The 23,786-nt window shown below is 62.7% G+C and carries 28 protein-coding genes; 12 read left to right on the top strand and 16 right to left on the bottom strand.

Features of this window, described 5'->3' with window-relative positions; genetic code table 11:
- Positions 1–10: 10 nt before the first annotated feature.
- The 4 genes from K2L43_RS18705 to K2L43_RS18690 are packed head-to-tail and all read left to right on the top strand — an operon-like array spanning position 11 to position 2,264.
- A complete protein-coding gene (locus tag K2L43_RS18705; RefSeq protein WP_220639042.1) occupies positions 11–1,057 on the top strand; it encodes a hypothetical protein in 1,047 nt (348 codons plus the stop codon).
- A gap of 4 nt (positions 1,058–1,061) precedes the next feature.
- Complete coding sequence (locus K2L43_RS18700; RefSeq protein WP_220639041.1) at positions 1,062–1,646, top strand: KfrB domain-containing protein; 585 nt, start codon at positions 1,062–1,064, stop codon at positions 1,644–1,646.
- A gap of 18 nt (positions 1,647–1,664) precedes the next feature.
- Positions 1,665–1,898 carry a hypothetical protein gene (locus K2L43_RS18695; protein WP_220639040.1) on the top strand — a complete coding sequence of 78 codons (234 nt, stop codon included), beginning with the start codon at positions 1,665–1,667 and terminating at the stop codon, positions 1,896–1,898.
- 12 nt (positions 1,899–1,910) lie between these two features.
- Entirely contained in the window at positions 1,911–2,264 is a 354-nt protein-coding gene (locus K2L43_RS18690) for a hypothetical protein (RefSeq protein ID WP_220639039.1), read from the top strand.
- Positions 2,265–2,329: 65 nt separating this feature from the next.
- On the opposite strand, the gene K2L43_RS18685 is transcribed toward K2L43_RS18690, so the two are convergent.
- Together K2L43_RS18685 and K2L43_RS18680 are read right to left on the bottom strand one after the other, a co-directional pair.
- Positions 2,330–2,848: a M48 family metalloprotease gene (locus K2L43_RS18685; RefSeq protein WP_220639038.1), complete on the bottom strand. Its 519-nt coding sequence runs from the start codon at positions 2,846–2,848 to the stop codon at positions 2,330–2,332.
- A 50-nt stretch (positions 2,849–2,898) separates the two neighbouring features.
- Positions 2,899–3,510 (bottom strand): recombinase family protein, encoded by a 612-nt coding sequence (locus K2L43_RS18680; protein ID WP_220639083.1) that lies wholly within the window; start codon positions 3,508–3,510, stop codon positions 2,899–2,901.
- A 456-nt stretch (positions 3,511–3,966) separates the two neighbouring features.
- Here K2L43_RS18680 and K2L43_RS18675 point away from each other — a divergent pair, with 456 nt between their 5' ends.
- The 6 genes from K2L43_RS18675 to K2L43_RS18650 all read left to right on the top strand — a co-directional run bounded on the left by K2L43_RS18675 (position 3,967) and on the right by K2L43_RS18650 (position 7,501).
- Complete coding sequence (locus tag K2L43_RS18675) at positions 3,967–4,218, top strand: hypothetical protein (protein ID WP_220639037.1); 252 nt, start codon at positions 3,967–3,969, stop codon at positions 4,216–4,218.
- Between the two features lie 3 nt (positions 4,219–4,221).
- Positions 4,222–4,434 carry a hypothetical protein gene (locus K2L43_RS18670; RefSeq protein ID WP_220639036.1) on the top strand — a complete coding sequence of 71 codons (213 nt, stop codon included), beginning with the start codon at positions 4,222–4,224 and terminating at the stop codon, positions 4,432–4,434.
- A 90-nt stretch (positions 4,435–4,524) separates the two neighbouring features.
- On the top strand, positions 4,525–5,529 hold the full coding sequence (locus K2L43_RS18665) for a DNA-binding protein (protein ID WP_220639035.1): 1,005 nt from the start codon (positions 4,525–4,527) through the stop codon (positions 5,527–5,529).
- 15 nt (positions 5,530–5,544) lie between these two features.
- Positions 5,545–5,910 (top strand): hypothetical protein, encoded by a 366-nt coding sequence (locus K2L43_RS18660; RefSeq protein WP_220639034.1) that lies wholly within the window; start codon positions 5,545–5,547, stop codon positions 5,908–5,910.
- Between the two features lie 270 nt (positions 5,911–6,180).
- A complete protein-coding gene (locus K2L43_RS18655; protein WP_220639033.1) occupies positions 6,181–7,221 on the top strand; it encodes a replication initiator protein A in 1,041 nt (346 codons plus the stop codon).
- Entirely contained in the window at positions 7,214–7,501 is a 288-nt protein-coding gene (locus tag K2L43_RS18650; RefSeq protein WP_220639032.1) for a hypothetical protein, read from the top strand. Before K2L43_RS18655 ends, K2L43_RS18650 begins: the two co-directional genes overlap by 8 nt.
- A 660-nt stretch (positions 7,502–8,161) precedes the next feature.
- Here the strand turns inward: K2L43_RS18650 and K2L43_RS18645 are convergent.
- From K2L43_RS18645 to K2L43_RS18580, 14 genes are all read right to left on the bottom strand, one after another.
- Positions 8,162–8,701, bottom strand: coding sequence for a hypothetical protein (locus K2L43_RS18645; RefSeq protein ID WP_220639031.1), 540 nt, complete (start codon positions 8,699–8,701; stop codon positions 8,162–8,164).
- Positions 8,702–8,782: 81 nt separating this feature from the next.
- On the bottom strand, positions 8,783–10,039 hold the full coding sequence (locus K2L43_RS18640; RefSeq protein ID WP_220639030.1) for a ParB/RepB/Spo0J family partition protein: 1,257 nt from the start codon (positions 10,037–10,039) through the stop codon (positions 8,783–8,785).
- A gap of 14 nt (positions 10,040–10,053) precedes the next feature.
- On the bottom strand, positions 10,054–10,809 hold the full coding sequence (locus K2L43_RS18635; protein ID WP_220639029.1) for a ParA family protein: 756 nt from the start codon (positions 10,807–10,809) through the stop codon (positions 10,054–10,056).
- A gap of 18 nt (positions 10,810–10,827) precedes the next feature.
- Complete coding sequence (locus K2L43_RS18630) at positions 10,828–11,163, bottom strand: hypothetical protein (RefSeq protein WP_220639028.1); 336 nt, start codon at positions 11,161–11,163, stop codon at positions 10,828–10,830.
- A 52-nt stretch (positions 11,164–11,215) separates the two neighbouring features.
- On the bottom strand, positions 11,216–12,631 hold the full coding sequence (locus K2L43_RS18625) for a TrbI/VirB10 family protein (RefSeq protein WP_220639027.1): 1,416 nt from the start codon (positions 12,629–12,631) through the stop codon (positions 11,216–11,218).
- Between the two features lie 6 nt (positions 12,632–12,637).
- Entirely contained in the window at positions 12,638–13,738 is a 1,101-nt protein-coding gene (gene trbG / locus K2L43_RS18620) for a P-type conjugative transfer protein TrbG (RefSeq protein ID WP_220639026.1), read from the bottom strand.
- A 21-nt stretch (positions 13,739–13,759) separates the two neighbouring features.
- Complete coding sequence (gene trbF, locus K2L43_RS18615; RefSeq protein ID WP_220639025.1) at positions 13,760–14,452, bottom strand: conjugal transfer protein TrbF; 693 nt, start codon at positions 14,450–14,452, stop codon at positions 13,760–13,762.
- Positions 14,453–14,544: 92 nt separating this feature from the next.
- Positions 14,545–16,557, bottom strand: coding sequence for a P-type conjugative transfer protein TrbL (gene trbL / locus K2L43_RS19170; RefSeq protein ID WP_220639081.1), 2,013 nt, complete (start codon positions 16,555–16,557; stop codon positions 14,545–14,547).
- 13 nt (positions 16,558–16,570) lie between these two features.
- On the bottom strand, positions 16,571–16,873 hold the full coding sequence (locus tag K2L43_RS18605; RefSeq protein ID WP_220639080.1) for a hypothetical protein: 303 nt from the start codon (positions 16,871–16,873) through the stop codon (positions 16,571–16,573).
- A 21-nt stretch (positions 16,874–16,894) separates the two neighbouring features.
- Positions 16,895–17,608, bottom strand: a complete 714-nt coding sequence (gene trbJ, locus K2L43_RS18600) for a P-type conjugative transfer protein TrbJ (protein ID WP_220639079.1) — start codon at positions 17,606–17,608, stop codon at positions 16,895–16,897.
- A gap of 14 nt (positions 17,609–17,622) precedes the next feature.
- Positions 17,623–20,082, bottom strand: a complete 2,460-nt coding sequence (locus K2L43_RS18595; protein ID WP_220639078.1) for a hypothetical protein — start codon at positions 20,080–20,082, stop codon at positions 17,623–17,625.
- Between the two features lie 3 nt (positions 20,083–20,085).
- Positions 20,086–20,397 carry a conjugal transfer protein TrbD gene (trbD, locus tag K2L43_RS18590; RefSeq protein ID WP_220639077.1) on the bottom strand — a complete coding sequence of 104 codons (312 nt, stop codon included), beginning with the start codon at positions 20,395–20,397 and terminating at the stop codon, positions 20,086–20,088.
- Positions 20,398–20,721 (bottom strand): TrbC/VirB2 family protein, encoded by a 324-nt coding sequence (locus K2L43_RS18585; protein ID WP_220639076.1) that lies wholly within the window; start codon positions 20,719–20,721, stop codon positions 20,398–20,400. It abuts the gene before it with no gap.
- The gene (locus K2L43_RS18580) at positions 20,708–21,766 is read right to left on the bottom strand and encodes an ATPase, T2SS/T4P/T4SS family (RefSeq protein WP_255580610.1); all 1,059 of its coding nucleotides are present in this window, start codon (positions 21,764–21,766) and stop codon (positions 20,708–20,710) included. The genes K2L43_RS18585 and K2L43_RS18580 overlap by 14 nt, the downstream gene beginning before the upstream one ends.
- A gap of 89 nt (positions 21,767–21,855) precedes the next feature.
- Between K2L43_RS18580 and K2L43_RS18575 the strand changes: the two genes are divergently transcribed.
- Both K2L43_RS18575 and K2L43_RS18570 read left to right on the top strand, forming a co-directional pair.
- On the top strand, positions 21,856–22,731 hold the full coding sequence (locus K2L43_RS18575; RefSeq protein WP_220639075.1) for a RepB family DNA primase: 876 nt from the start codon (positions 21,856–21,858) through the stop codon (positions 22,729–22,731).
- 563 nt (positions 22,732–23,294) lie between these two features.
- A complete protein-coding gene (locus K2L43_RS18570) occupies positions 23,295–23,768 on the top strand; it encodes a hypothetical protein (protein ID WP_220639074.1) in 474 nt (157 codons plus the stop codon).
- Positions 23,769–23,786: the final 18 nt, after the last annotated feature.

The following is a 23,786-nucleotide window of genomic DNA, read 5'->3' as shown; positions in this document are numbered from 1 at the left end:
GGGTGAAAACATGGCAGTACAACAAGAACGCCAAGCCGCCGAGGATCGCATCACCGCGAACTTCGGCCAGGAGTACGACCGCTTCTACAGCGCGCTTTCCAATACGAGCATCCCGGAGGGCCGGAAGGCGCTGGGCGCCGGCCGGCTGGCCCTCGAGCGCGCCGTTCTCAAGACCGCATTGGAAAACGCAGTGCCGCCGCACGCGCTGGCCGGCAAGCTGGGCGATCCTGGGCGAGAGCCGACCACGCTGCAAATGATCCAGAAAGGGCGAGAGGACATGCAGCGAGCCTTCGGGCAAAGCCCGGAAAGCACCGTCGCGATCCTCGCCGGCCGCACGGCCAACGTCGACATGCCGAAAGGCCTGGGCATGTCCGAGGACATGCGCCAACTGGTGAACCAGGGCCGCAAGCTCAACGCCGACATAGTGCTCGAGCAGTTCGGCAACCGTGGCCGCCTGACGATCGACGACGAGCGCCGAGGCAACCACGTCGGGCTTGCCCAGGGCGAGAAACTGCCCGTCATGAAGGAGAAGCTGGTCAATCACATGCTGTTCGTGAACAGCGTGATCGACCACGGCATCAAAACCGGCAAGCTGTCTCCCGACGACGGCAAGTTCTTGCAGGACAACGTGACCAAGATGGTTTTCAACCCCGGCGAGCAGAACGGCTTGTCGCAGGCCTTCAAGGACTTCCAGCAGAGCGTCGGCCCGAGGACGCGCGACGAGATCATGAAGGAGGTTGCCGAGCGCAGCCGTGCCCCGGCCGTGGAGAAGGCAATCGACAAGCTCTACGAGGCCCAGGGCGTGCCGTCGCCTTATCTCAGCCAGTCGAAGCCGGCCGAGGACAAGGGCCAGCAGTTCGCCGGCAAGATCATCGACACCGACGCCAAGCACGTCTACCAGGAGCTGGGCAAGAACAACATCGTTCGCCACGATCGGGCGGCCTTCGACAAGGTTCCCGAGCGCGGCCAGTTCACCAAGATTCAGTACGACGCCGGCAAGGCCCAAGTCGTCGACAAAGGCCATGCTCAAGGCCAGCGCTTGAGTCTTGCGAGATAAGGGCATGGCATACGACAAGGAAGAACAGGGCGGGCGTCGCCTCGCCCTCGAGCGCGGCGTACTCAAGACAGCACTGCAAAGCGGCGTGCCGCCGCACGCGCTGGCCGGCAAGCTGGGCGAGCCGGGGCGCGAGCCGACCGTCGCGCAGATCGCCCAGGCCGGGCGCCGGGAGATAGAACAGACCTTCGGGCAATCGCCCGAGGCCTATTCGGCCAAGCTGGCCGGTCAGTACGACGAACGCCTGATCGTGTCCAACGGCAGCAAGCGCCTCGAGCGTAACTACGGGCGCCAGTGGATCGCCACCAGAGTCGACGACGCCGGCAGTCTGCGCAAGGGCGTCTATCCCTTGCATGAGGCCAAGCCCGTCGCGCGCGAGGCGAAGGAGCTTTTCGCCGGCACCGTGTTGCACGTCGACGGGAAGCACGTCTACCAGGAGCTGGGCAAGAACAACATCGCCCGGCACGATCGGGCGGCCTTCGCAGAGGCGCCGCAGATCGGCGCCTTCACCAAAATCCAGTACGACGCGGGCAAGGCCCGCATCGTTGATCGCGACCAGTCACGAGGCCAGCAACAGGCTATCGGACGCTAACCAAGAAGGAGAAACACCTTGGCATCACAAGCATGGAAAGACCACGCCTATCCCTTGCAACTCATCACGATCGAGCTGCAAGGCACGCGACATTCTGATCGGGCCGCAATGCTGGCCCAGCTCAAGGAAGTCGTCGCGCGCATCGAGAGCGGCGACACCCAGGGCGAGAGCAGCGACGACGATTTCGGCTACCGCTTCGCACTGTCGTCGCCGGCTGAATCGGTGTTCGATCAACCGGCCTCACAGCGATAAGGAGCGGGCACCGTGCATCCAGTCATCGCTAAGACCTTCGGCGGCCTGTCGAAACCGTACTACTTCCGGCAATTTTTCTTCGGCCTGCTGTTCGTGGCCTTCTTCATGTTCATGGCATCGAAAAGCACCCACGGCGTGCCGATCGGGGCCGCGCTGCTGATGGCGATCAACGCGCTGTTGTACCCCTATTCGCGGTTCGTTTACGAAAGCGTCGTCGGCTTCATCATGGGGAACAACGTGTTCTACGCGAACGCCTTTCTCATGCTGTTCGTGAAGCTCATCACCATGTCGGTGTGCTTCATGTTCGCCGTGTTCATCGCGCCGATCGGACTGGCCTACCTGTACTACCACCACAGCAAGCGCTGATGGTGACAAACGCGAGCTGGCCAGGTGCAACGCCTGTCACCAGTTCGCCGTTTCTCGCGAGAAACCTACTCTCGCCAGCCTAGCCGGCGCAACCGACTGCGCCGGAACTCGTTGCCGATCGTGCCCGTCTTGTCGGCCATCCACAGCGCGCCATTCAGCGCGGTTTCCCTGCCATACAACAACGCCGCCACGGCGTCGGCCTGATACTCGCGCCCGCGCGCCAAGGGCGGCAGCACGACCAGGAGCGACACCACGGCCAGGACAAGGCACGACCACGCGCCGAGCGCGGGCATGTGCCAGATCGCCGCCAGGGCGAAGCCCAGGGCGCCGAGCCAGTAGAAGAAGTGCAGGAGCGTGTGATTGGCCTGAATGTGGCCGTACTCGTGGCCGACGATGTAGCGGCGCACGTCGTCGGGCGCATCGCGTAGGCCGGGGCCGATGAACACCATGTGAAGGTAGGCCCAGGCGCCGACCGGCGCCGGCCACCAGCGCGGCAAGAAGAAGATGCGCGGCCGGGCCAGCCGCGACAACCAGCACGGCAGGCGCTCTTGCGCGTCTGCGAATTCGGCCTGCCACTTGTCCATGCAACCCCCTGTATCCGCTGCGCGCGCACGGCGCGCGAAGAAAGAAAACCTCACCCCTTGCCCTTGAGTCCTCGCCGTTCGATGAACCGCGACAGCGTGGCCTTCGAGCACCCGACGCGAGCGGCGATCTTTGCTTGCGACAGGCCCAGGGCCAGATAACCGGCTATCTCATCGGCGCGTGGATCGAGCTTGAGCGTTTCGGCGTGCCCGGCCGGCCGGCCGAGCTTCTTGCCGTTGAGCTTGGCGACCTGCAAGGCTTCCTTGGTGCGCGCCTTGATGAAGGCCCGTTCAATCTGCGCAACAAGGCCCAGCACCGTCGCCATGATTTCGGCCTGCAACGAGCCATCGAGCACGATGCCTTGTTTCGTTATATGCACCGTGACGCCCTTCTTCACGGCTTCGGCCATGAATTCCAGGACTTGAAGCGCAGAGCCGCCCAGGCGTGAGATTTCGGGCGACAGGATCACATCGCCGGCCGAGGCCTGTTCGAGCAGGGCGCCCAGCCCGCGATCGCGCCAGGACTTCGCCCGGCTGGCCGTGTCCTCGACCAGCTCGATCGGCACGAGGCGCCGGCTGTTGGCGTAGTCCAGCAGGCCGAGCCGTTGGTTCTCCGTCGTTTGATCGTCGCTCGACACCCGCAGGTAGCCGAAGTACCGAGGCACTGCCGGTATCGGAAGTTCGAGCGTCCGCGCATCCTCTGCTTGCTTCATTCCCCTCCCCTTTCGACCAGGAACAGGCCACAGCAGGCCCAAAACCCGAGCGTTTCACGAAAACGCCTAATTGTACTTTTTCGGCACCGTTTCGGCATCAAAAAAGCGACCTTTAAGCGGCCCGTTTCGACCACCTGAAAACGATCGGTTTCCCGAGGCCGTTTTGCCCCCGTCGACCTCGAAAACGTCGCATTTTCGCAACTGGTGACAGAGGCGCGGCAGGCCTGCGCGTGCTTGTCACCATGCCTTGCTGTATGATTCTGTATCGACGCTACAAATATACAAAAAGGGCTTGCGTTTGTTGTATGTTGTAGTAGAATACAAATACAACATACAACAGGGCGCGATGGTGACAGGGCGCCCACCACCAGGACAAGGCCTGACACCATCACCGAAAGGAGCTTCAACATGACCCAAACCGCCACCGCTGACACCGGCAAGACCATCGACATGACCCCGACGTGGGGCGAGATCGGCAACCTGTTCATGCGCCTCGCGCTGTCGAACGAGGTGCGCGCCCTCGAGGCGATGAAGTCGGAAGTCGCTCGCGCAATGGCGAGCGCGCAAGCGCTGATCGCCATTCAAAAGACCTTGACCGATGAGCAGCACGCCATCGTCGCCAAGACCATCACCGCAGAACTCGCGAAGCAGGGGTATTGAGCAATGAGCCTCGAACAGACCTTCAAGAAGTACCGCTGCCACCTTCGCAGCGCGCCGGGCATGTGGGCTACCTACGACGGCCATGTAGACGTGTACGCGCCCGACGAGGACGAGGTTTTCAGCCGCGCAGTGCGCGAGCTGGCACGCACCAGCTTCCCCGATCGGCCCAGCCTGTCGAGCTGGGTGCTCGAGCGGATCGAGCTGCTGGCCGATTAACCATTGACAGGCGGCGCCCATCGTGGCGCCCTACCCCCCTTTTCCGGCGCCAACGGCGGCCGGGCGGATTCAAACCAGGAGCAGGAAAACATGGCGATCTACACGAAAGAAGCGATTTGGGCGGCGGCCGACGAACTCGAGGCGGCCGGCGAGCGGCCTACCCAGGCGAACATCCGGCGCAAGCTGGGCGGCGGCAGCTTCACCACCATTTCGGAGGCGATGAACGAGCGCCGGGCGCAGCGCGAGGCTGCACAGGCACCGCGCCGGGAACCGGCGCCGGAGCGCGTCGTCACCGCATCCCAGGAATTCGCCGTGATCGTGTGGGACGCGGCGCAAGACGTTGTGAATGGCCGGCTTGCGGCCGAGCGCGAAGCCCTCGAGGCGGCACGTCAAGAGTTCGAGGCCGAGCAGCAGCAGGCCGCCGAGTTCGCTGACCAGCTTTCGGCCGACCTCGAGGCGGCGACCGCCACCGTGCAGGGCTTGACGACCAAGCTGGAGCAGACCGAGCGCAGCGCAGCGGAAGCCACCGCGCGAGCCGAGCGCGCCGAGGCCACGGCCGCAGAGCGTCAGAGCCACATTGACAGCATCAAGACCGAGCAGGCCCAGCAGCAGACCGAGCACGCGGCCGAGCTGGCCCGCATGGCGACCCAACTGGCCGAGCAGCAGGCGGCATTGACCAAGTGCCAGCAGGAGCGCGAGGCGCTGACCGGCAAGCTCGCCAAGGCAGAGGCCACGGCCGAGGCCGTGACCGCGCAACTGTCCGAGGTGCAAACCACGCTGACCAAATGCCAGCAGGAGCGCGAGGCGCTGGCCGGCAAGCTGACGAAGGCAGAGGCCACGGCCGAGGCCGTCAAGGGCCAAGTCGCGGGCCTGCAAGGCCAGCTAGAGGCCGCCCAGGAGCGCTTCGAGCGTGTGACCATCGAGCGCGACGAAGCCCGCTCGAGGGCCGACCGCGCCGAGGCCACGGCGCAGACCGTGATGAAGCAACACAGCGAGCTGATCGCCTCGATCGGCAAGGCCAAGCCGGAGCAGGCCCAGCCCGCCGAGGGCAAGCCCGCCTCGAAGCGCGCCCAGGCCAAGAAGCCGCAGAACTAACAAGGAGGCCACGCCATGACCATCGCGAACGAATGCGCGAAGCTGGCCGAGTCGTTGCCCGAGCTGATCGCTGGCCTTGAGGATGCGCGCAAGGCGACAGCCGACAGCATGGCCGCGCTCAAGCGCGCCGGCCTGATCTACGCCAAGACGCACATGCGCCAAGGCAAATATCTGTACCTGATCTACCCGATGCAGGATGGAGAGCGGAAGCGCGAGTACGTCGGCGCCGACGCCAAGAAGATCGAGGAAACCCATGCGGCCATCGAGCGGGCCAAGGAGTACGACGCCTTGAAGGCCCAGCTCGAGCGAATCGAACAACGGCTATACACCGGCCGGCTTCACATCCGCGAGGCCGTCAACGCCTTGCGCAAGCAATGGTGACGCGATCGACAACCAGGTGCGCGCGATTTGTCACCAATTCGCGGCGCCGGGCGCATGGTGACAAAAACGGCCCGCCGGCGAGCTGGCCATGTCACCAATATGCGAAAATGGTGACACTGCGGCGAGATCCACGCGCGGGCTTTGTCACCACACACAACGCGCTGCATATATGTCACGCCAGCGCATCGGAGTACCATAAACAAAGCGGCCCGGTTGAGTGCGCGAACACTCACCGAGCCTAACCACTGACACCTGACCAGGAGGCGATTCATGGCTAAGAAGAATTCTAAAACGGCACGCGGACAAAAGCCCGGCCATTTCATCGAGGAACCGGCGCAAGGCGACCTGTTCGTGTGCGAGATCGCGAACTGGCCGGTCAAGGACGACATTGCCAGCATGGAGTTCCCGCTGTTCAGCCTCGCGAAACAGAAGGACACCGAGATTCGCGAGTACCGGCGCGGCAACAAAGTCGTTCGGATCGTGCCGTCGTCTGTCGGCGCGGCCACCGTGTTCGACAAAGACCTGTTGCTCTACATCGCGTCGCAGATCGTAGAGGCGAAGAACCAAGGCCTTCCCGTTTCGCGCAACGTCCAGATCGACAGCATCGACTTCCTGCTGGGCACCGAGCGAGGCGACGGAGGCGCCTCGTTCGAGCGCATCATCAACATGCTTCGCCGGCTGCGCGGCACCACGATCGAAACCAACATTCCCACCGGCAAGGACAAGATCACGCAGACCGAGGGCTTCTCGATGATCGACCACTTCAAGGTGCTATCGAGCAAGAAGCGCACGATCACCAACGTCGACAAGAAAAGCGGCAAGCCCGAGGAAACCGAAGTCGAACGGGTGTTCAGCTTCACCGTGACGATCAGCGAATGGCTCTACAACGGCCTGATGGACTTCGAGGTGTTGACCCTCGACCGCGCCTACTTCCGGCTGACGCGCTCGATCGACCGGCGCCTGTACGAGATCGCCCGCAAGCACTGCGGCGATCAAGCCCTTTGGAAAGTGAACATCGACCTACTGGCCGAGAAGATCGGCACCAGCCGCGAACGCTTCAAGGTGCGCGATGAAATCCGGCAGGCCATCGAGGCCGACGAGCTGCCACAGTACCGCGTCGCGCTCGACACGAAGGCTTCGCCCGACGACGTGGTGTTCTACACCAGGGACACGCGCAAGCTCTCTATGGAGCTGATGCGCTTGCAGAAGATCGAATGGTTCCAGAGCCTCGAGCGGCCCGACAACACGGCCCAATGGCGCAAGCCGAAGCGCCCGAAGGCGCTGGCCGCACCGGCTAACGCGGATGTTTGAAGAAACGAGCGCGGCGGCGATCGCGGATGCCGAACCGGCTATCGCGGATGTTTTTACCGGCTATCGCGGATGCCGCCGAAGGCCGGTAAAACACCAAAAACCCAGGAATGACGGGGCTTTGCAAGCCACCGTCATTTTTTTTGAAGAAACCGGCGCCGGCCGACCACGCGAACCTTACAACCGGCTATCGCGGATGTTCGACCGGCTATCGCGGATGCCTGAAACGGTTATCCACAGGCTACCGGCGAACGCGGATGCAAACACCGGCTATCGCGGATGAAATCGACCGGCGAACGCGGATGCTATCTACCGGCTATCGCGGATAGAAAACGCCTAAAAAGCCATGCAGATCAAGGCCTTGCAAACAGCTAACACGCGCGCGCGTCTCTTAACATTGTTTTATAACGGTTTTAACGCCGTAGCCGCGTCCTGGGGGACTCGGCGCCGCCTCTTAGGGGGCAAGCCCCCTGCCGGCTCCTGCGGGCCGCAAGCGGCCCTCCGCCCGCGCCTTCGGCGCTCCCCGCCCGGCATACCCCCGCGCCGGCTGTAGCCGTCGCAATAAGTGGTTCGCTTCGCTCACAAGGTGATTGAGTCCCGGCGCTGCTGCGCCGGGGCGCTCGCCTCGACCACCTGGGCAAATCGAAAACCATGAACCCCAAGACCTCAATAAGTGGTTCGCTTCGCTCACAAAGCCGATTGAAGGGCGCGCAAGCGCGCCTACTCATCCAGTCGTGGGCAATCAAGCACCGAGGCGCATAGCGGCCGCCAGGGAGTTATCCGCCGCCGCCCCTTGGGCGGGGAAAAGGAAAACCAATACCGCGCCGAGGCCACAGGAGGGCCGTGGCGGGCCTCAAACGACAACGGACAGGGCGAACCCTGTCCGAGCATGAAAAAACGCCCCGTAGGGCGTTTCTGCGACCGTGCCGAGCTGTTCAGCGCATCATGAGCCGATGCCGCCCGCGACTTCCTGCTGTTGCAGCGTGCGGAAGTCATTGGAGGCGGCCGTCAGGCCGGCATTCTTGCCCTTGGTGTAGCCGTTCGACTGGCAGAAGTTCGTGATCTTGCCCGAGGCGTCCCACTTCACCCCATAGAGCACTTCTTTCGTGCCGGCGTCGCCGTACACGATCTTCTTGCCGTGGTAGAGGTTGTAGTTCGCTTTGGCGGCCGTGTCCTTCGGACGGTTTTGCAGGTTCAGGCGGAACAGATTGGCGCGGCCGTCGACCAACTGGTTCCAGGACTGGACGTAGCCCGTCTTGAAGCCGTCCATGTAGGCCGTCTGATCGCACACGTCGCGATCGGCCGGCACGGACAGATTGGTAGCCTGATAGCCGTTCGCTTCGCCCAGCGTGGCGATCGTGCTGCCCCCGGCCAACGTCTTGTTGGCGGCCTTCAACGACTCGTTGACGCTTTGCAGCACGTTGCCTGTTTGAGCGCAGCCAGCGAGGGCGATGATCGCGCCGATGAGTACCAGTTTCCGCATATCTTGTGTTCCTTCCCGAAAGTGAATGGTGACAGGCCTTGCTTGGCCAGGTGGCCGACCTGTCACCATGAGTTCATCAAATCATGCGAGCAAATCCTTGATCTTCTCGCCGTACTCGCCTGCATCGTCAGGCACCGTGCCGCCCAAGTTCTCGATCAAGGCGATCGCGAGATCGGCCGAGAAGCGCAGCTCTACCTTGTCCTCGCTCTTGTCGACGAAATGCGGAATCAACCGTTCCACGTCCTCGACCTTGAGCTTGACGCTCACCGGCTTCGGCCCGGCCGGGCCTTTCTCGCCGCTCGAGCTGGAAGTAGCGACGGACGTGCCGCCTTCGTCAGAACCGCCGTCACCGCCAGCTTCACCACCAAAGCCGCCGAGGCCATCCAGGCCGGCGCCTTCACCACCAAAGCCACCCGCCTCACCGTCGCCGGCAGTGGCACCGGAGAAGTCGGGGAAACCGCCCTCGCCGCCCACGTCAGCGCCGGCCTGTTGCCCGTCGCCCTCGAGCTGGCCGCCGTCGCTGCCGCTATCCACAGAAGAACCGGCGCCCGCGCCATCCTCGACGGACGTGCCGCCTTCGGCATGGCCGCTTTCACCGCTTGCAGCGTCAGCAGCAGGCGCAGCGGATGCCTTTGCAGCCTTGAGATCATCGAAGTCCGGGCGCGAGATCGGCCGGCCGCCTTCTGCGCGCACCTTCTCGACCAGGGCGAGCTTGTCGTCATCGCTCAAAGCCTTGAAGAACGACACGTCGTTCGCCGTGCGCAGCAAGCCTTCTTCGACGAACTGGATCACGTCGTCGTCCAACATGCCGAGCACCTTGGAGATCGTCGCCTTGCTCTTGTTCATTGCCGCAGCAATGTCCTTCTGCTTGATCTTCTTGTTGCTATCGAGCACGCGGCGGATCGACTTCGCCAGCTCGAAGTCGGTCAAGTCCTTGCGGTTGGTGTTCTCGACCACCTGGGCGAGAAACACATCCTCTGCCGCAATGTCGTTGCGCAGCACATAGGGCACTTCTTCCAGACCAGCGCGCGGCGCTGCGCGCCAACGGCGTTCGCCGGCCAGGATCACGAAGCGCTTGGTGAACGGCGCTTGGCCGTTGGTTTCGCGAAGAACCAACGGCTCGAGGATGCCGACCATCTTGAACGACGAGGCCAGATCATCCAGATCGGCTTCGTCGAACTCGCGGCGTGGCTGTTCGGGATCGGGTTCAATGTCGTCGATCCGCGCCAGGAGAGGCGCGGCCGGCACGACCGGAGCCGGCGCAGCGGCCGGCGTCGCGGCCGGAGCCGTCATTTCGCCAAGAATGTCCAGGACGGAGCCGCCTTTAGCTTTTGTCATGTGGCCCCCTCCCCTTACAGCACGCCGAGCAGGCTAGGCAGACCGCGCCAGATGCCGCCCAAGTCTTTGGGCGTGTCCTTGAACTTCCAGACCGGCACGCGGGCCGAGTAGGCCTTGTTGATGAGCGCCTTGCGTTCGGCCAGCGGCACCGGGATCACGATGCCCTTGTAGGACTCCATGAAGCCGTCGACCACCTTTTGCTGTTCAGCGATGCGGCCGTCGACCTTGTTGAACAGGATGCGCCACTTGTAATCGGCGGCCAGCAGGCCTTTCGATTTCAGCAGCTCGACGACTTCCTTCACCTTCATGAAGCCGCGCAGTGCCTTTTCTTCCGGCTCGACCACCACCAGGAGCACGTCGGCCCAGATCATCGCGGCGAACTGCCGCAACTGCAAAGCAGGCGGCGTGTCGATCACGATGTAGTCGTAAGGCAGCGACTTCACATAGTCCCGCAGAGCCAGGGCGTCGGCCGAGGTCTTTTCGCCCTCGTCCAGCTTGCCCAAGTCCAAGTGACCGTGCAGCAGATCGACGCCGCAGGGCGTCGCATCACCGCGCAAGCCTTCCAGGCGATCGAAGATGCGTTCAGCACCGCCCTTCCGGCTGTTGATTGCCTTATCACCACTGATGTAGATCGACGAATGCCCTTGCCCGTCAAGATCGACGTGCAGGACGCTATGCCCTGCCTCTTGCAGAGCGAACGAAATGTGAGCGGAAACCGTCGTTTTGCCGACGCCGCCTTTTTGATTCGTTACCGCGATAACCTTAGCCATGTTGCTCCTTATCTCTGTTTAGCTGGGCTTGGGCTTACCGCTCCCATAAAACCCAATGATGATTGCGTCCAGCAGCGCGCTTGTTGACACGCCGCGTAGCTTGGCGGTAGCCGCCAGTGCTTCATGCACTTCCGGCACGAACTTCACCGATGTGGTGATGAACGTCTGACGGCCGCCGCCCGGCTGTCTCTTTCTTGGTGTGACCTCGATCGCGGCGAAGTCCGTAGCCGCGATCGCATCACCTATCAATCTCGAAACGTCCCCTTTTCGTTCAACCTTCTTACGCAAGAGGCGATCGGCCCGCTCAGACAGGCGGACGGTGACGAGCTTCACCGCTTCCGGGTTCATGGTCATTTCGGCCTTCTCTGTATCGCTTGTTGTATAAATGTTCCATTCTACAGACCCCTCACTTAAAGGTCGAAGGAAACACAACGTCGCGATTGACCTTGACCACGAAGCGATAACCGGGGCGAACTTCGATCGTAGGTTGAATCCGCAGGTTCTTGCGCGTGATCTCGATCCCCAACTGGCTCATTTGCGTGCCCACGGCAGCGGCCACGGTTTGCTGACTGGATAGCTGGCCGCCCGTCGTCGTGCTCTGTTGAGGCTGGGAGAGCTGGAACGCGGCCGAGAACAGCGAAGTCATGAGGCCATAGCCGAAGATGCGGCCGTAGTGGTTGTTGACCTGATCGCGGAAGCCGGCACGGCCACCTTGATCCGATCCGCCCATGCCGCCCAGCTCGAGCGTGGAGGCATCCGGGAAAATCAGTCGCTTCCACACCACAAGCAGCCCTTCTTGCCCGTAGGCTACTGCGCTGTCGTAGCTGCCATACAGCTTCGAGCCTTGCGGAATCAGGAGCTTGCTGCCCGTTGCCGTGTCGTAGACGTTCTCCGACACCTGGGCAATCAGCTCGCCGGGCAGATCGGAGTTCACGGCGTCGATCATGACGGCCGGGATCACCGTGCCGGTCTTGATTTCCAGCGGCGACATGGCGGCCTTGCGCACCGAAGGCAGGTAAGGCGTGTCCTGCACCGCAGCGGCGCGCTCGAGGAAGGCTTGCTTCTGCGCTTGGCGGTTCTGATCCGGTTCTTCGCCATTCGGGCCACCGTTGCCACCGAAGGCCGGGATACCGCCCGCAGCAGGAGCAAGGCCTTGCAGACCTTTCAACTGCGCGGCCAGCGCGGCGGCGGCTGGTTGTTGCTGTTGGCCTTGCTGGTTCGGGTTGCCCGACTGGTATTTCTCGACCGACGTGCCGGCGTTGATCGCGCGCTGACGCTCTTGCTCGCGTTGCTCGCGCAGCTTCTTCGCCGCCAGTTCGGCATCCGACAGAGCCGGCTGACCGTTGGACATGCGCGGCGCAGTGCCTTGCGGGGCACCAGTGCCCGGCGCCGGGCCTTGACCACTCAGATCGGGAACCGCAGGGCCACCCAGCGGAACGGGCTGACCGGCCGGGCCGGCCAGAGGCGCGGCACCGCTGCCAGGAATCGGCGCGAGCACGTTGCCGCCGTCTGCCGGTTGCGGTTGGCCGGCCATGTTGTTTTTGGCCCAGGCCGAGGCCTGACCATCGGGCACGCCGCGCGTCATTTCGGCGCCCACGGCCGTCGCGGCCACGAGCTTCTTGTTCTCCGGCGTTTGATCCACGGCGTTCTTGTCCAGGCCTGCCGGCTTGCGTGTGGCGATGTTGATTGCCACCACCATACCGGCCACGGCCATGAGCAAGATCACCAGGAAGGCCGCCTTCTTGCCGATGCGCAGGCCCGTCTTGGCCTTGCCCTTCACTTCCAGGGCGTCGGGCGACTTGATTTCATTGGTGTCTGCCATAGTCGATCACTCCGAGGCTACGCAAGAGTTGAACCAGTTGCGCTTCGTGCATGTGTCGCGCGTGACCAGCACGCGGTCTTGCGATCCGCCAACCCCGGCGATCAAGGCCGCCTTGGTGAAAAGACGATCAATGACGTAGTAGCCGTTCTTGAGGCGGTAATTGACGAGCTGTTCCTTGCCTTCGCTGTCCAGGAGCACCACGGCCGGCGCTTCGTCGACCTTCATGTTCGGGGACATTTGGAAGTAGGTCTTTTCGCCGTCATCGAACACACGAACCGGGATGAAGCTGGGCTTGCCCTTGTCGGCCTCGACCGTGTACTTGAAGTTCAGCTTGTCGGCCGACAGCGGCGGCAGATCGGAAACGACAGGCGCCTCTTTCTTCGCCAGCGCCTCGCGCTGGGCGGCCCAGGCCTTCGCCTCGTTCTCCGGGTAGTACCAGCTCACGCGGGTAACGTAGTGCTTGTCCGACGACACAAGGCGCACGAAGTAGGCGCGGCGATCCGTGGGGATCATGAGGTTCGTATCGAGGCCCACATCCTTCGGCTTGACCACGACCAGGACGGTCTTGTTCGGGCCGGAGCCAGTGACAGCCGGCTCGATGGCCCAGCGCACCGGATCGCCCGCGTGCGGCTTGTCCAGCACGGTTTCGCCCGGTTCCAGCTCGATCGAGCACACGCGCAGCGTGGAGCAAACCACCGTAGGCGTGGACTGGCCGTAGAGGAACACGATGCGGCCGTCGTCGCCCATCGAAACGATGGTCTTGGGATCGTTCGCCCAGGCTTCGGACTTCTCGACCGCTTCCTTCGCGGCCTTCGGAACGGCAGGCGCCGTATCGACCGGGGCACGCGGGCGCACGACGCGCTTCACGGCCGGCTTCGCGACAGGCTTGGTGCAGTTGCAAGAAGGGCCGGAAGCCGCAGCGGCCGGCGCGTCAGCAGCGGCCGGCTTCGCGGCCGGAGCCGGCGCGGACGTGGGCAACATCGGAACGGAGGCGGCGGGTTGCGCGGCCACCGCAGCCGGGCCAGCGGCAACAGCGCCGGTAGAAGGTGCGGCGATCGCGGATGCCCCGGCGATCGACAGGGCGACAAAGAGAAGCTGCTTTTTCATTGGTTGAATCCCCTCAAAAAGTTAGAGAACTTGCGTCCAGTTCAGATCGGGCAAGAAGATGCCCAACGGATTGATGAGCACCTGCCGCAGATCGGACGGCGGATTGATCGCCACTTGCACCGATGCTTGGTAGCGCGTGGGCGTGCCCAAGATGCCGCCTTGCAGGTTGCGCGTCGTTTCAGTCCATTCGATTTGCCACGTCTTTTCGCTGATCGGCAGCACCGAGGTCACTTCGACTTGCACGGTCTTGCTGGCAGCGGCCTCGAACGGAGAAGCGGCCTTGTAGGACTCGTTGACCTTCGTCAGCGAGGCCGAGCCTTGCGGCAGCATCGAGTACACGCGCGTGAGCGCGGCCTTCTGCTGCACCAGATCGGAAGTGACGAAACGGAAGTCGGTGATGAAGCGGCTCAAGTAGGCCTTGATAACGCGCTGATCGGCCGTGCTTGCCTTGTCGGCCGGGCCAACGGCGGCCACGTTGCCAATCTTGTCGACCTCGACCACGTAGGGCGTGATCTTGCTTTGCGACGCGCTCACCGCGAGGCCGACAACGGCGGCCAGGGCCACCAGGATCGCGCCGAAGGCGGCCATGCGCCAGTTCTTCGCCTGGGCGATGTAGTCGCCGTAGCGCTCGAGCCATTCACGGCGCGCTTCCATGTAGGGGTTGAGTGCCGCGTCGGATTGCGGCGCTTTCTGCTGCTTGTCTTTCTTGTCCATCGGCTGGTTTCCTTTAAGGTTGGTGATATATGTATATCACGGCTAAGACGAATAGTAGCACGAGGCGAGGCGCTTTCCAACGCCTCTTTGCCTCAATCTTCGGAGTGGTTCAGCTTGATATGCACCGTGCCACCTCCCGCCGAGTCTTGCGGCAGTTGAGGCGGGCGAACGTCTTGCACACCGGCCGTCTTGAAGTCCTTGCCCGGCAGCTCAGGCGTCACATTGCTCGCCTGGGCGGGCGCCGGAGCTTGGGCGCTAGAGCTGCTTGCCGGCGCGCTCGAGCTGGCCGGCGCTGTTGCCGTCGACGGCGTTTCGTTGGCCGGCGTCAGCATTTCTTGACCGAGCTTGTCGGACACGCCCGGCGTCGCCATTTCCTGTTCCAGCGAACCCGTTGCAGGAGCCGAGGAAGCCGGGGAAACATCCGCGATAGCCGGTGCGGCGCTGGCCGTGGCCGCAGCCGCTTCCGAGGCCGCAGCAGGCGCGGCAGAAGCCGGCGCCGAGGCTACAGAGGCACCACCAGGTGCACTACCAGGTGCAGCGCTACCTTTTCCCGCCGCAGCAGGCGGCGCAGCGGATGCAGAACCCCCGGCCGGGGCCGCCGCAGCGGCCGATTCAGCAGCTTGCTTGCGCTGATAGGCCGGCTTGTCCAGGTTCTTGTAGTCAACACTGCCGCCCGACAGCGAGCCATTGGAGCCGCCACCATCCGCGATAGCCGGTGGAGGAACCGCAGCCACAGGCGCGGGCGCGTCGCTTTCAGCCGCCGCAGCCGCACCACCACCAGAGCCGCCCGAGGGAGCGCCGGAACTCGGTGCGACCGGCGTGCCGCCTTCGCCACCGCCAGGGCCACCAGAAGGCGGATTGCTCGATGGCGGCGTCGATCCCGACTTGCCATCGCCAGAACCACCCATCGCAGCGCTTCGTTCGGCCGCAGTGGCCGCGCGCTGATCCAGCGCCTGGGCCGCACGGCCGCCGAGCGTGCTACTGGTGTGCTCCGAGGGCTTCATCAAGCCCACGGCGTCGCCCATGTTGCGCCCGGCTTCGCGCGCCATCTGCGCGCCGGCCGAGCCAAGGCTTGCCACGGCCGAGCCGAGCACACTGCCGCCTTCGGCGCGGTTGGCTTGATAGCCGGAGGAAATGGCCTGCATACCGCCACGAGCTTCGCGCATTGCCGGAGAAATAACGGCGCCGCCAGCGGCGACCGTACCGGCCGCCACCGTGGCCGCCGTAGAGGCCGCAGCGCCGGCCGTGAGACTTGGCGAACCCGAGAGCATGGCCGCAGCCATCCCCGGAATCTGGAAGGCCAGGAAGGCCAGGATCAACGAGCCGCCGAGCACCGCGAAGATGTTTTCGAGCGAGGCCGTCGCCAGGAGTGCGGCCCACGTCGACGCTTGTGCCATGCCGAGGCCGAGAATCAGGTACAGCATGAACAGCTTGACGCCAGTGGCGAAGGCGTAGCTGACGTACTTTTGCGTGAAGTCCGTCGTCCAGCGGGCGCCGCCGAAGCCGAGGAACAGCACGCCGGCACCGATTGCGATATACGACTCGATCAAGGCGACCATGAGCTGGCCCGCGATCACCACGAAGGCGATCACGATGCCCAGGGCCGAGAGGCCGCCCACCACGATCGTCATAGGGCTGTCGAACAGCGACAGGTCTTTCAAGCCCTCGAGCATGGTGGAGGCCGTGAAGATGCCTTGATCCACAATCGAGGACGGCGACAGGCCGCCGCTGCCGGCCGCATTCTGGCCGGCGATTTTGAGACTGTTCACGATTGCCGGAATCCACGTTCCGGCATTCAGCAGCAGCGCGTAGAAGAAGCTGATCCCCATGATCTTCTTCACCAGCGCAGCCGTGAAGCTGCTCATGTTGTCCTTCTCAAGCGCCCAGGTGATACCCGACCAAGCCAGCTCGATCGCGGCCAGCAGCCAAAACAGCGTTTGGGCATAGCCTTGCAGTGCGCTAAACCAGCCAGTCGTCGCAGTCTGGTAGCTTTGCGTGATCGTGTCGAAAACATCCGCTCGCGCGCCAGAGGCGGCGAAAAAAAGAACCGCACACAGCGCATAGAACCAGACCCGGCGCACCAGCGAACTCTTGTTATTCGTCATCGTTGAGTGCCCCTTAGAACTTCTTGTATTGCTTCGGCTCGGAGGCCGTCGCAGGTTTCAGAAGCGCGTGATCGGCGGCCTTCCCTGCCGCCCGGCATTCCGCCGCTTCCTCTGTATCGGCCATGCGGTTAATGCCCCGACTGGTGCATTCCGCCAGCTTGGCTTTGCGTTCGGCGTCGTGCTCGACGTAGAACGTCACTCGATCGGCGTCAGGCGCAGCGATCGCGGCCTTTTGGGCCGGATCGCTGGCCTTGTCACCGCAGGCGGCGAGCAACACCGCCAGGAGCGACGCGAACAATGCTTTCGTGAGATTCATGGCGTGTGTTGCTCCCGTTGGTTAGAAGGTCTTGTAGGGCTTGCCGCCTGGGTTCGTCTTGACGAAGAACCCTTCTTCGGCCGCCTTACGGTTGTCCTTCTCTTGCTGGTTGCCTGCCATGTAGGCGCTTTGCGCCTGCATTTGGGCCATGATGAGCCCGCGCAGCTTCTGCATTTGCCCGGCCTGTTCGACCGCGATTTGCGAGCCGACTTGCAGCGCTTGAAGCTGGCCGACCGAGCTTTGCGACATGGAGCGCAGCGCCGACAGCGTGCCTTCTTCCGTCGCGAACTGGTTGGCTTGCAAGTTGGCCGCCGCCAGCGACCCCTTGATCGAGTCCATCGAGGTTTTCGACCAGTTCTTGTATGCCGTCACGAACTTCGGCGCCTGCTTGAAGCCCTCGTAAGTGTTCTCGAACTGCTGCACCACGTTCGAGGCCGCAAACGACAGCGCTTGCCCCTGCTTCACCACGTTTTGCAGGGCAACCAAGTCCTGCTGGATCGGCCCCCAAATCTGGTTCGGGATGTTTTGCAGGTTGGTCAGCATCGTCTGATACTGCTGCAACTGCGTCGCGAGCTGCTGGGCTTGCTGGGCAACTTGCGTCACCAATTCGGCGTTGTTGAGAAGCTGGGTGATTTCCGTGGCACCCGCGACAGCGCCGGAGGCATGGGCCGCTGGCATCGGCCCGAAGGCCGTGGCCAGGGCCATCACCAGCGCAACTACTTTGCGTTTCTGCATTGCACTTTCTCCTGTTATTGAACACGCATCCAGTAATCAGCCCACTCGGGAGAGGCGTGATTACGCAACCACTCAGCCGGCCATGTTTCGCCGTACTGATCCATGTAGCGGCGCGCTTCCGCGACCGCTTCCTTACCCGACGCACCGACGAAAGCCAGGGCGACCGGGCCAAGCCCGAGTGAGAACCGGCGACGACCGAGCGGCGACTTGTAGTAGTACTCGCGCTTCTTGGTCATGTTGGCGACGATTTCCAGCTCCTTCGCGTTGCAGCCCATCATTTCGTACATGGGCTTCTGCGATTCCTGGGCTTCCGGGTTGGCGAGCAGGATGCGCGTCGGGCAGCCGGCCAGGATCACGTCGCGGAGTTCTTCGTAGCGGAACAGCTCGATCGGCTGCTGGGTTGCGATGAGCATGTTGGCGTTCTTCGAGCGCCACGTATTGAGCGCACGACCGATCCAGCGACGGCCGACTGGATGGCTGCCGGCTCGCCATGCCTCATCGCACGGCACGAACGTCGGATCGCGACCATTCAGCCGCTTTTCGATTTGACGGAACAGATAGCCGAGGACGGGCAGCGCGTTCTTGTCGCCCATCTCAAGCAAGTGCTCCATCTCGAACATCATGAAGCGGCCCTTCTTCATGTTGTCCTGCTGACCATCGAGCAGGCCGCCCAAGGGGCCGCTCATGGTGTAAAGGCCGATCGCCTGCCGCAGCTCGTTGCTTTGCACTTCCGAGCAGAACTCGGAAAGCGAGCGCGACGGACTGCGCTTGAAGCGCTCAAGCGCCCGTTGCATTTCCTCGCGCAGCGCGGGCGTCGGCGTGATGCCTTGCAGCTCGACGCAGCCCTCGAGCCATTCGTTCGCCCATGTCACATCGGCTGTCGTGTCCAGATCGGACAGCGGGCAGAAAGCCATGTCATCCTGACCAGGGCCGCCAATGTCGTAGTAATCGCCACCAGCGGCCTTGCACAGCACATAGGAGCCGTTCTTGTAGTCCAGGCCGATCGTGTTGGCGTTCGGGTAGCGGAAGTGCTGGGCGATCAAGGTGTTGATCGCCGTGGTCTTGCCGGCACCAGTTGGGCCAAGCATGAGGGCGTGGCCCACGTCGTCGACGTGCAGGCACATGCGGAAGGGCGTCGTGCCTGTCGTCGTGGTGTGAATCAGCGGCGGGCTTTTCTTCGGATAGAGCGGGCTGGGATGAAACTCATTGCCGGCCCACACCGACGTGATCGGCAGCATGTCGGCCAGATTCAGCGTGTGCATGATCGGCCGGCGCACGTTCGGATAGCCATGACCAGGAATCGACCCCAGGTAGGCTTCGACCGAATTAATGTCCTCGATCCGGGCGCCGAAACCCTTGTTCTTGATCGCGGTACGCACTTCTTCGGCGTTCTCGCGAACCCGATCCTCATCCTTGCCGATGAGCACGACGACACTGGTGTAGTAGCCGAATCGCACCAAGTTCGATTCGGCCTCACCCATCGCGGCCTGCACGTCCGCCGTCATTTCCATCGCGTTCAGATCGACGGCGCCGCTCGCGGTATTCATCACCTGATCCTTCAAGCCGCGCTGCTTTTGCTGCCAGCGCTTGCGCTGCTTGTCAAGCACCGCTTTTGCTTGGTACGGATCAAGGAAGATGAAGCGCGTAGACCACCGATATTCGCAGTTCAGCTCATCGAGCACATGCAGAATGCCCGGCGTGCTGTCCTGGGGAAAACCGTCGATTGCAACGACCTTCACCAGCTTGTTGTCGATACGCGGCTCGATACCGCCCGCGAAGGTATGGCCGCCGATGATGGCGTCCAGGTACATCGGGATCGAAGGCAGGCGAACCGGGCGCAGATCGCCGGAAACGCAGAACTCGAGGAATTGGAGCTGTTCATCCTCGACGTACTCACGGCCGAAGTCGTCGGTGTCGCGGATGCCCTTCATGCGGCGAACCGGGAACATGCCCGACAGCACGCCCTCGAACTCGCCAATCCCGCGCTTGAACTTCTGGATCACGCGATCCGCCAGTTCTTGCGCCTTGTCTTGGCCTTTCTGGCCGCCTTCGTAGAGAAAGTCCTTGATCTTCTCGGCGGTCTTGGAATCGGGCATGTAACTCAGCGTCAGGGCATACACGCCTTCCAGGTGTACGCCTTCGGCTTCGTAGAGCTGGCGACGTTCTTCGTCGATCACCAGCGTCGTCCGATCCGGGAATGCGCCGCGCTTGGGGTAGCCGGTGGTGTAGCGGCGGATCAAGTCGGTGTGACTCATCCAGCCGCTTCCCAGGCCGACCAAGGCGGCATTGAGGCGGGCCGAGATCGAGGCAAGTTCACCGTGGGTAGAACTCCCCATGTCCTCGCCTCTGTAGTACCACGAGGCCATAAGGCAACCGTCTTTGCCTTGCACGATCCCATCCTCCGGGGACAGTGCGAAGTTCAGCAAATCCGGCAGCCCGATCGCCTTATCGCGAAATTGTTGTAGCTTGAGCATCGGTTAAGCCTTCCAGGTGCGCACCGGAGCGGGGAGCGCTTGGCTCCCCGTCCGGGCGGGGTAATAGTCCTTGTACTGAATGTGGCGGCGGTACACGTCCGACATTTGCGGATCGGCCTTGCCCATCCGTACAAGCGCCCACATGCACACGATCCAGAACCCCACGCCGCAGACCAACGCAAAGAGCGACATGCCCGAAATGACAATCAGCACGGCGATAAGCCCGGAGAACTGGACAAGGGTGCGCTCGCCGCCGATCAGCATGTGCGGCTGATTCAGCGAGCGATGAATTGGAATGCGGCGTGGTTCGTCCATTTAGATCAACGCCCCCGACACACCGAACACCGTGCTCATGAACGAGGCGCCGAACACCAGGAACGAGATCGCCAGCACGAGCATGATGATCTTGCGGGTGAACTCGGACAGCTCGCCGCCGAACACCAGGGCGCCACCAGCGGCGGCCATCGCCAGAATGGAGATCGCCAGGGCGACCGGGCCAGTCAGCGACTTCACCACCGTGTCCAGCGGGCCTTCCCAGGGCAGACCACCGCCGCCAGTACCGGCGAAAGCAGCGGCCGAGAAAAGGCCGAAGAACATAACGAACAGCACGTTGCTGATGAGAGATTTACGCGATTGCATGTTGAAAAGACTCCTTGATAGGTTGAAGGTCAAAACGACCGTTGGAATAGCCACGAACCAGTGCAACTTCACTTACTAAACGTCCAGGATCACCCTCCCATTTCTCAATAAACAGAACCATGTGAACAGCCGTAGCGACGAGCCGCCCGATGATCTCGGGCGACAACGCTTTCGCGTCAGGCGACTCGTAGATGTAGCTGACCAGCTTATCCAGCCCTTCTTCGGCACTGTCCGCGTGAATCGTCGCAGCGCCGCCAGGGTGTCCACTGTTCCAGCTCTTGAGCAGGGTGAAGGCTTCCGCACCCCGCGTTTCACCGACCACGATCCGGTTGGGACTCAACCGCATCGTTGCCCGGAGAAGTCTTTGCATCGTGCAGTGCTCGCTTGAGCGCAGCAGCACCGCATTCGCAATGTTGACTTGCAGTTCCATCGTGTCCTCGATCGCCACCATGCGATCGTGAGGCGTCAGCAAGCCGATTTCATGAAGCACCGCGTTCACCAGCGTCGTCTTGCCCGAGCCAGTGCCGCCGACGACCAGGATGTTCTTTCTCGCGGAAACGGCCGCGCGGATGGCCTCGACTGGATGGCCGAACTCCTGTTCCAGCATGTTCACCTTGCGCGAACGTGGCGGGATGGTGTGCAAGGGGCGGATGATGCCGCGTGCCTTGTAGTCCTCGAAGGTGAAGATCGAAGTCGCCTTCTTGCGGACGGTGAACGTCGGCGCACGCACGACGGGATAAATGAGGCCTTCAAGGCGGGAGCCGTCCAGCGGGAATTCGCCCTCGAGAATCGGGTTCTCCCGCGTGACGCATGTATGCAACATGCTCGCGCACGTCGCAAGCAGCGACTCGGATTGAGCCGGGGCCATCGTTTCCCCTATGTCAGTCCAGCCGCTACCGGCAATGTCGAACCAAAGCCGTCCGTCCGGGTTCAGCGCAAGTTCGTTCACCTTCGGAGACTCGAGGCCTTCCATGAACACGATGCCGCATTCCCGACGTAGCTTTTCTTCGAGCAGATGCCGTTGCTTGTCTTTGGTACTGGTCAATTGGTTGTCCCCCTGGGGTGTTCGTGATATAAATATATCACCTCGCATGACGTTGTGCAATCACTCAGACTTGAAAGGAAGATAAATAAATGGCTGATCTGACCGCTGTAGCAGTACAGAGACAGGTGGAGGCAATGGGCTGCGATCGCTTCGAGATCGGCGTCTACGACGCCCGCCGCGAAACGATGCTTATCAAGCAGTGGGACAAGGAAACCGTGCTGCGCTCGATCGACTACTTCCGCGCGCAGAACGTGAACGGCAAGCACATCTACATCCGCCCGGCCGGCGAACATGCCTTGTCGCTTGTCGACGACCTCACCAAAGACGGTGTGGAGCAGATGAAGCGCGACGGCATCGCGCCCGCCCTTGTCGTCGAAACCTCCCCCAAGAACTTCCAGGCGTGGGTAAACCACGGCCAACCACTCCCCACCGATCTTTCCACCGAGTGCGCCAAGGAACTCGCGCGCCGCTATGGCGGCGACCCGAGCAGCGCAGACTGGCGACACTTCGGCCGCCTTGCCGGCTTCACCAACTGCAAGCCGAAGCACAAGCTCGACTCCGGCTACTTCCCGTTTGTCATTGTCCGCGAAGCTACGGGTGAAACCTACCCCAAGGCGGGGGAGCTGATCCAGACGGCGCGCGACACGATCCAGACGCGCGAGCGTGAGGAAGCGGAACGCCGGGAGCAGTGGCGCAATGCGCCGCAGAGCCAAAGCCGGGCAGGTGCGCGCAAGTCGATCAACGACTTCCGCAACGACCCCAAATTCCAGGGCGACTACCACCGCGCCGACATGAGCTACGCCGTCTACGCAGTTTCGCGCGGCGTCCCCGATCACGAGATCGAGGGCGCGATCCGATCGCGCGACCTGTCGCACAAAGGCGGCGAAGCCCGCCAGCGTGACTACATACAACGCACCATCGACGGCGCCCGCAAGTTCGCACAGAGCAAAGGCATCGAGCGCTGACTTCTTTTTCCCAGCCCGCAAGGCGGGCGCGCGGATAGCACCCCTTCCCTCACCCGCTCTAAAAGTTTCTCGCGAGAAACTTTTAGAGCGCTGACCCAGCAGGCCGCAAGGCCGACCCCACGACGGAAACGACAAAAAGCCGACAGCCCCGGTTTCTCGCGAGAAACCGGAGGACTGCCGGCCCGCTTGCCGTGTCGCTCTTTCCGATCGCCATAACGCCATCGCTACATCCTCACATCCTCTGCATCGCTCCGCGCTGTAGACCCACATCCCCAAACACAAGACCAAAGGCGCCGCCTCTTGGGTGGCACGCCCCCCGCCGGCTCGATCCTCGGCGCTTCGCGCCTCTCCCGCCCGGCATCCCCCTGCTTTGTCCGGCGCTGCGTGCTACGGAAACCACACCCGAGCACAGCATCACCAAACAAAGCATAGTGGAACATAAAGGTTAGGTGCGATTGTGGCCGCGAATGCGGCGTAAGTCAAGGCTGTGCCTTGCTTTTTTGTCGGTTCCATTATACACTTTTTAGCAGCGAATTAGAACCGAACCGATAGAAGGAACCCACATGGCAAAGGCCACTACCGGAGGCAAGACAGGCGGAGGGGCGAAGTACCCGAAGCACACCGTTCAGGTGACAGACCCCGAGTTCAAAGAGGCCGTAGAGAAGGCGGCAAAGGACAAAGGCTGGGCGATCGCGGACGTGTACCGCGAGGCCGTGCGCGAGTACCTGGGCCGCGACAGGCTGCGCGAAGAATTCGCGGAGTTCGAGAAGCGCGTAGCCGCAAGCCATCGCGCGGTGACACGCGAGCAGCGGCGCATCAAGAACGACCTTGAAGTGATGCTGGCCTTGTTCGACCTGTTCACCCGCAGCTTCTTCCTTCACACCCCGGCCGTCCCGCCCGAGGCGATCGACCTTGCATCGAAAGAGGCCTGGGAGCGCTACGAGAAACTGCGCGCCCAGGTGGCCCAAATGGTGCGGGCCGGAAGCGGCGTGCTCGCCATTGCGGCAGAGCTGAATGCGGAGGGTGACGGCGAATGACCCGCCCAGCCGCATCGA

This window comes from Diaphorobacter sp. MNS-0, from assembly GCF_019602835.1.
In the GTDB taxonomy this organism is placed as follows: Bacteria; Pseudomonadota; Gammaproteobacteria; order Burkholderiales; family Burkholderiaceae_C; genus Diaphorobacter; species Diaphorobacter nitroreducens.
The sequence above is the reverse complement of the archived record's forward strand: the minus strand, read 5'-3'. Positions and strand labels throughout refer to the sequence as shown.

Bases quoted from the DNA above. Each gene is read 5' to 3' on its own strand.
- K2L43_RS18660 (WP_220639034.1), top strand. From the start codon at position 5,545: ATGACCATCGCGAACGAATGCGCGAAGCTGGCCGAGTCGTTGCCCGAG.
- K2L43_RS18640 (WP_220639030.1), bottom strand. From the start codon at position 10,039: ATGACAAAAGCTAAAGGCGGCTCCGTCCTGGACATTCTTGGCGAAATG.
- K2L43_RS18685 (WP_220639038.1), bottom strand. From the start codon at position 2,848: ATGGACAAGTGGCAGGCCGAATTCGCAGACGCGCAAGAGCGCCTGCCG.
- K2L43_RS18665 (WP_220639035.1), top strand. From the start codon at position 4,525: ATGGCGATCTACACGAAAGAAGCGATTTGGGCGGCGGCCGACGAACTC.
- K2L43_RS18625 (WP_220639027.1), bottom strand. From the start codon at position 12,631: ATGGCAGACACCAATGAAATCAAGTCGCCCGACGCCCTGGAAGTGAAG.
- K2L43_RS18705 (WP_220639042.1), top strand. From the start codon at position 11: ATGGCAGTACAACAAGAACGCCAAGCCGCCGAGGATCGCATCACCGCG.
- K2L43_RS18595 (WP_220639078.1), bottom strand. From the start codon at position 20,082: ATGCTCAAGCTACAACAATTTCGCGATAAGGCGATCGGGCTGCCGGAT.
- K2L43_RS18655 (WP_220639033.1), top strand. From the start codon at position 6,181: ATGGCTAAGAAGAATTCTAAAACGGCACGCGGACAAAAGCCCGGCCAT.
- trbG (WP_220639026.1), bottom strand. From the start codon at position 13,738: ATGAAAAAGCAGCTTCTCTTTGTCGCCCTGTCGATCGCCGGGGCATCC.
- K2L43_RS18570 (WP_220639074.1), top strand. From the start codon at position 23,295: ATGGCAAAGGCCACTACCGGAGGCAAGACAGGCGGAGGGGCGAAGTAC.
- K2L43_RS18670 (WP_220639036.1), top strand. From the start codon at position 4,222: ATGAGCCTCGAACAGACCTTCAAGAAGTACCGCTGCCACCTTCGCAGC.
- K2L43_RS18585 (WP_220639076.1), bottom strand. From the start codon at position 20,721: ATGCAATCGCGTAAATCTCTCATCAGCAACGTGCTGTTCGTTATGTTC.
- K2L43_RS18635 (WP_220639029.1), bottom strand. From the start codon at position 10,809: ATGGCTAAGGTTATCGCGGTAACGAATCAAAAAGGCGGCGTCGGCAAA.
- trbL (WP_220639081.1), bottom strand. From the start codon at position 16,557: ATGACGAATAACAAGAGTTCGCTGGTGCGCCGGGTCTGGTTCTATGCG.
- K2L43_RS18605 (WP_220639080.1), bottom strand. From the start codon at position 16,873: ATGAATCTCACGAAAGCATTGTTCGCGTCGCTCCTGGCGGTGTTGCTC.
- trbJ (WP_220639079.1), bottom strand. From the start codon at position 17,608: ATGCAGAAACGCAAAGTAGTTGCGCTGGTGATGGCCCTGGCCACGGCC.
- K2L43_RS18630 (WP_220639028.1), bottom strand. From the start codon at position 11,163: ATGACCATGAACCCGGAAGCGGTGAAGCTCGTCACCGTCCGCCTGTCT.
- trbF (WP_220639025.1), bottom strand. From the start codon at position 14,452: ATGGACAAGAAAGACAAGCAGCAGAAAGCGCCGCAATCCGACGCGGCA.
- K2L43_RS18675 (WP_220639037.1), top strand. From the start codon at position 3,967: ATGACCCAAACCGCCACCGCTGACACCGGCAAGACCATCGACATGACC.
- K2L43_RS18575 (WP_220639075.1), top strand. From the start codon at position 21,856: ATGGCTGATCTGACCGCTGTAGCAGTACAGAGACAGGTGGAGGCAATG.
- trbD (WP_220639077.1), bottom strand. From the start codon at position 20,397: ATGGACGAACCACGCCGCATTCCAATTCATCGCTCGCTGAATCAGCCG.
- K2L43_RS18650 (WP_220639032.1), top strand. From the start codon at position 7,214: ATGTTTGAAGAAACGAGCGCGGCGGCGATCGCGGATGCCGAACCGGCT.
- K2L43_RS18700 (WP_220639041.1), top strand. From the start codon at position 1,062: ATGGCATACGACAAGGAAGAACAGGGCGGGCGTCGCCTCGCCCTCGAG.
- K2L43_RS18645 (WP_220639031.1), bottom strand. From the start codon at position 8,701: ATGCGGAAACTGGTACTCATCGGCGCGATCATCGCCCTCGCTGGCTGC.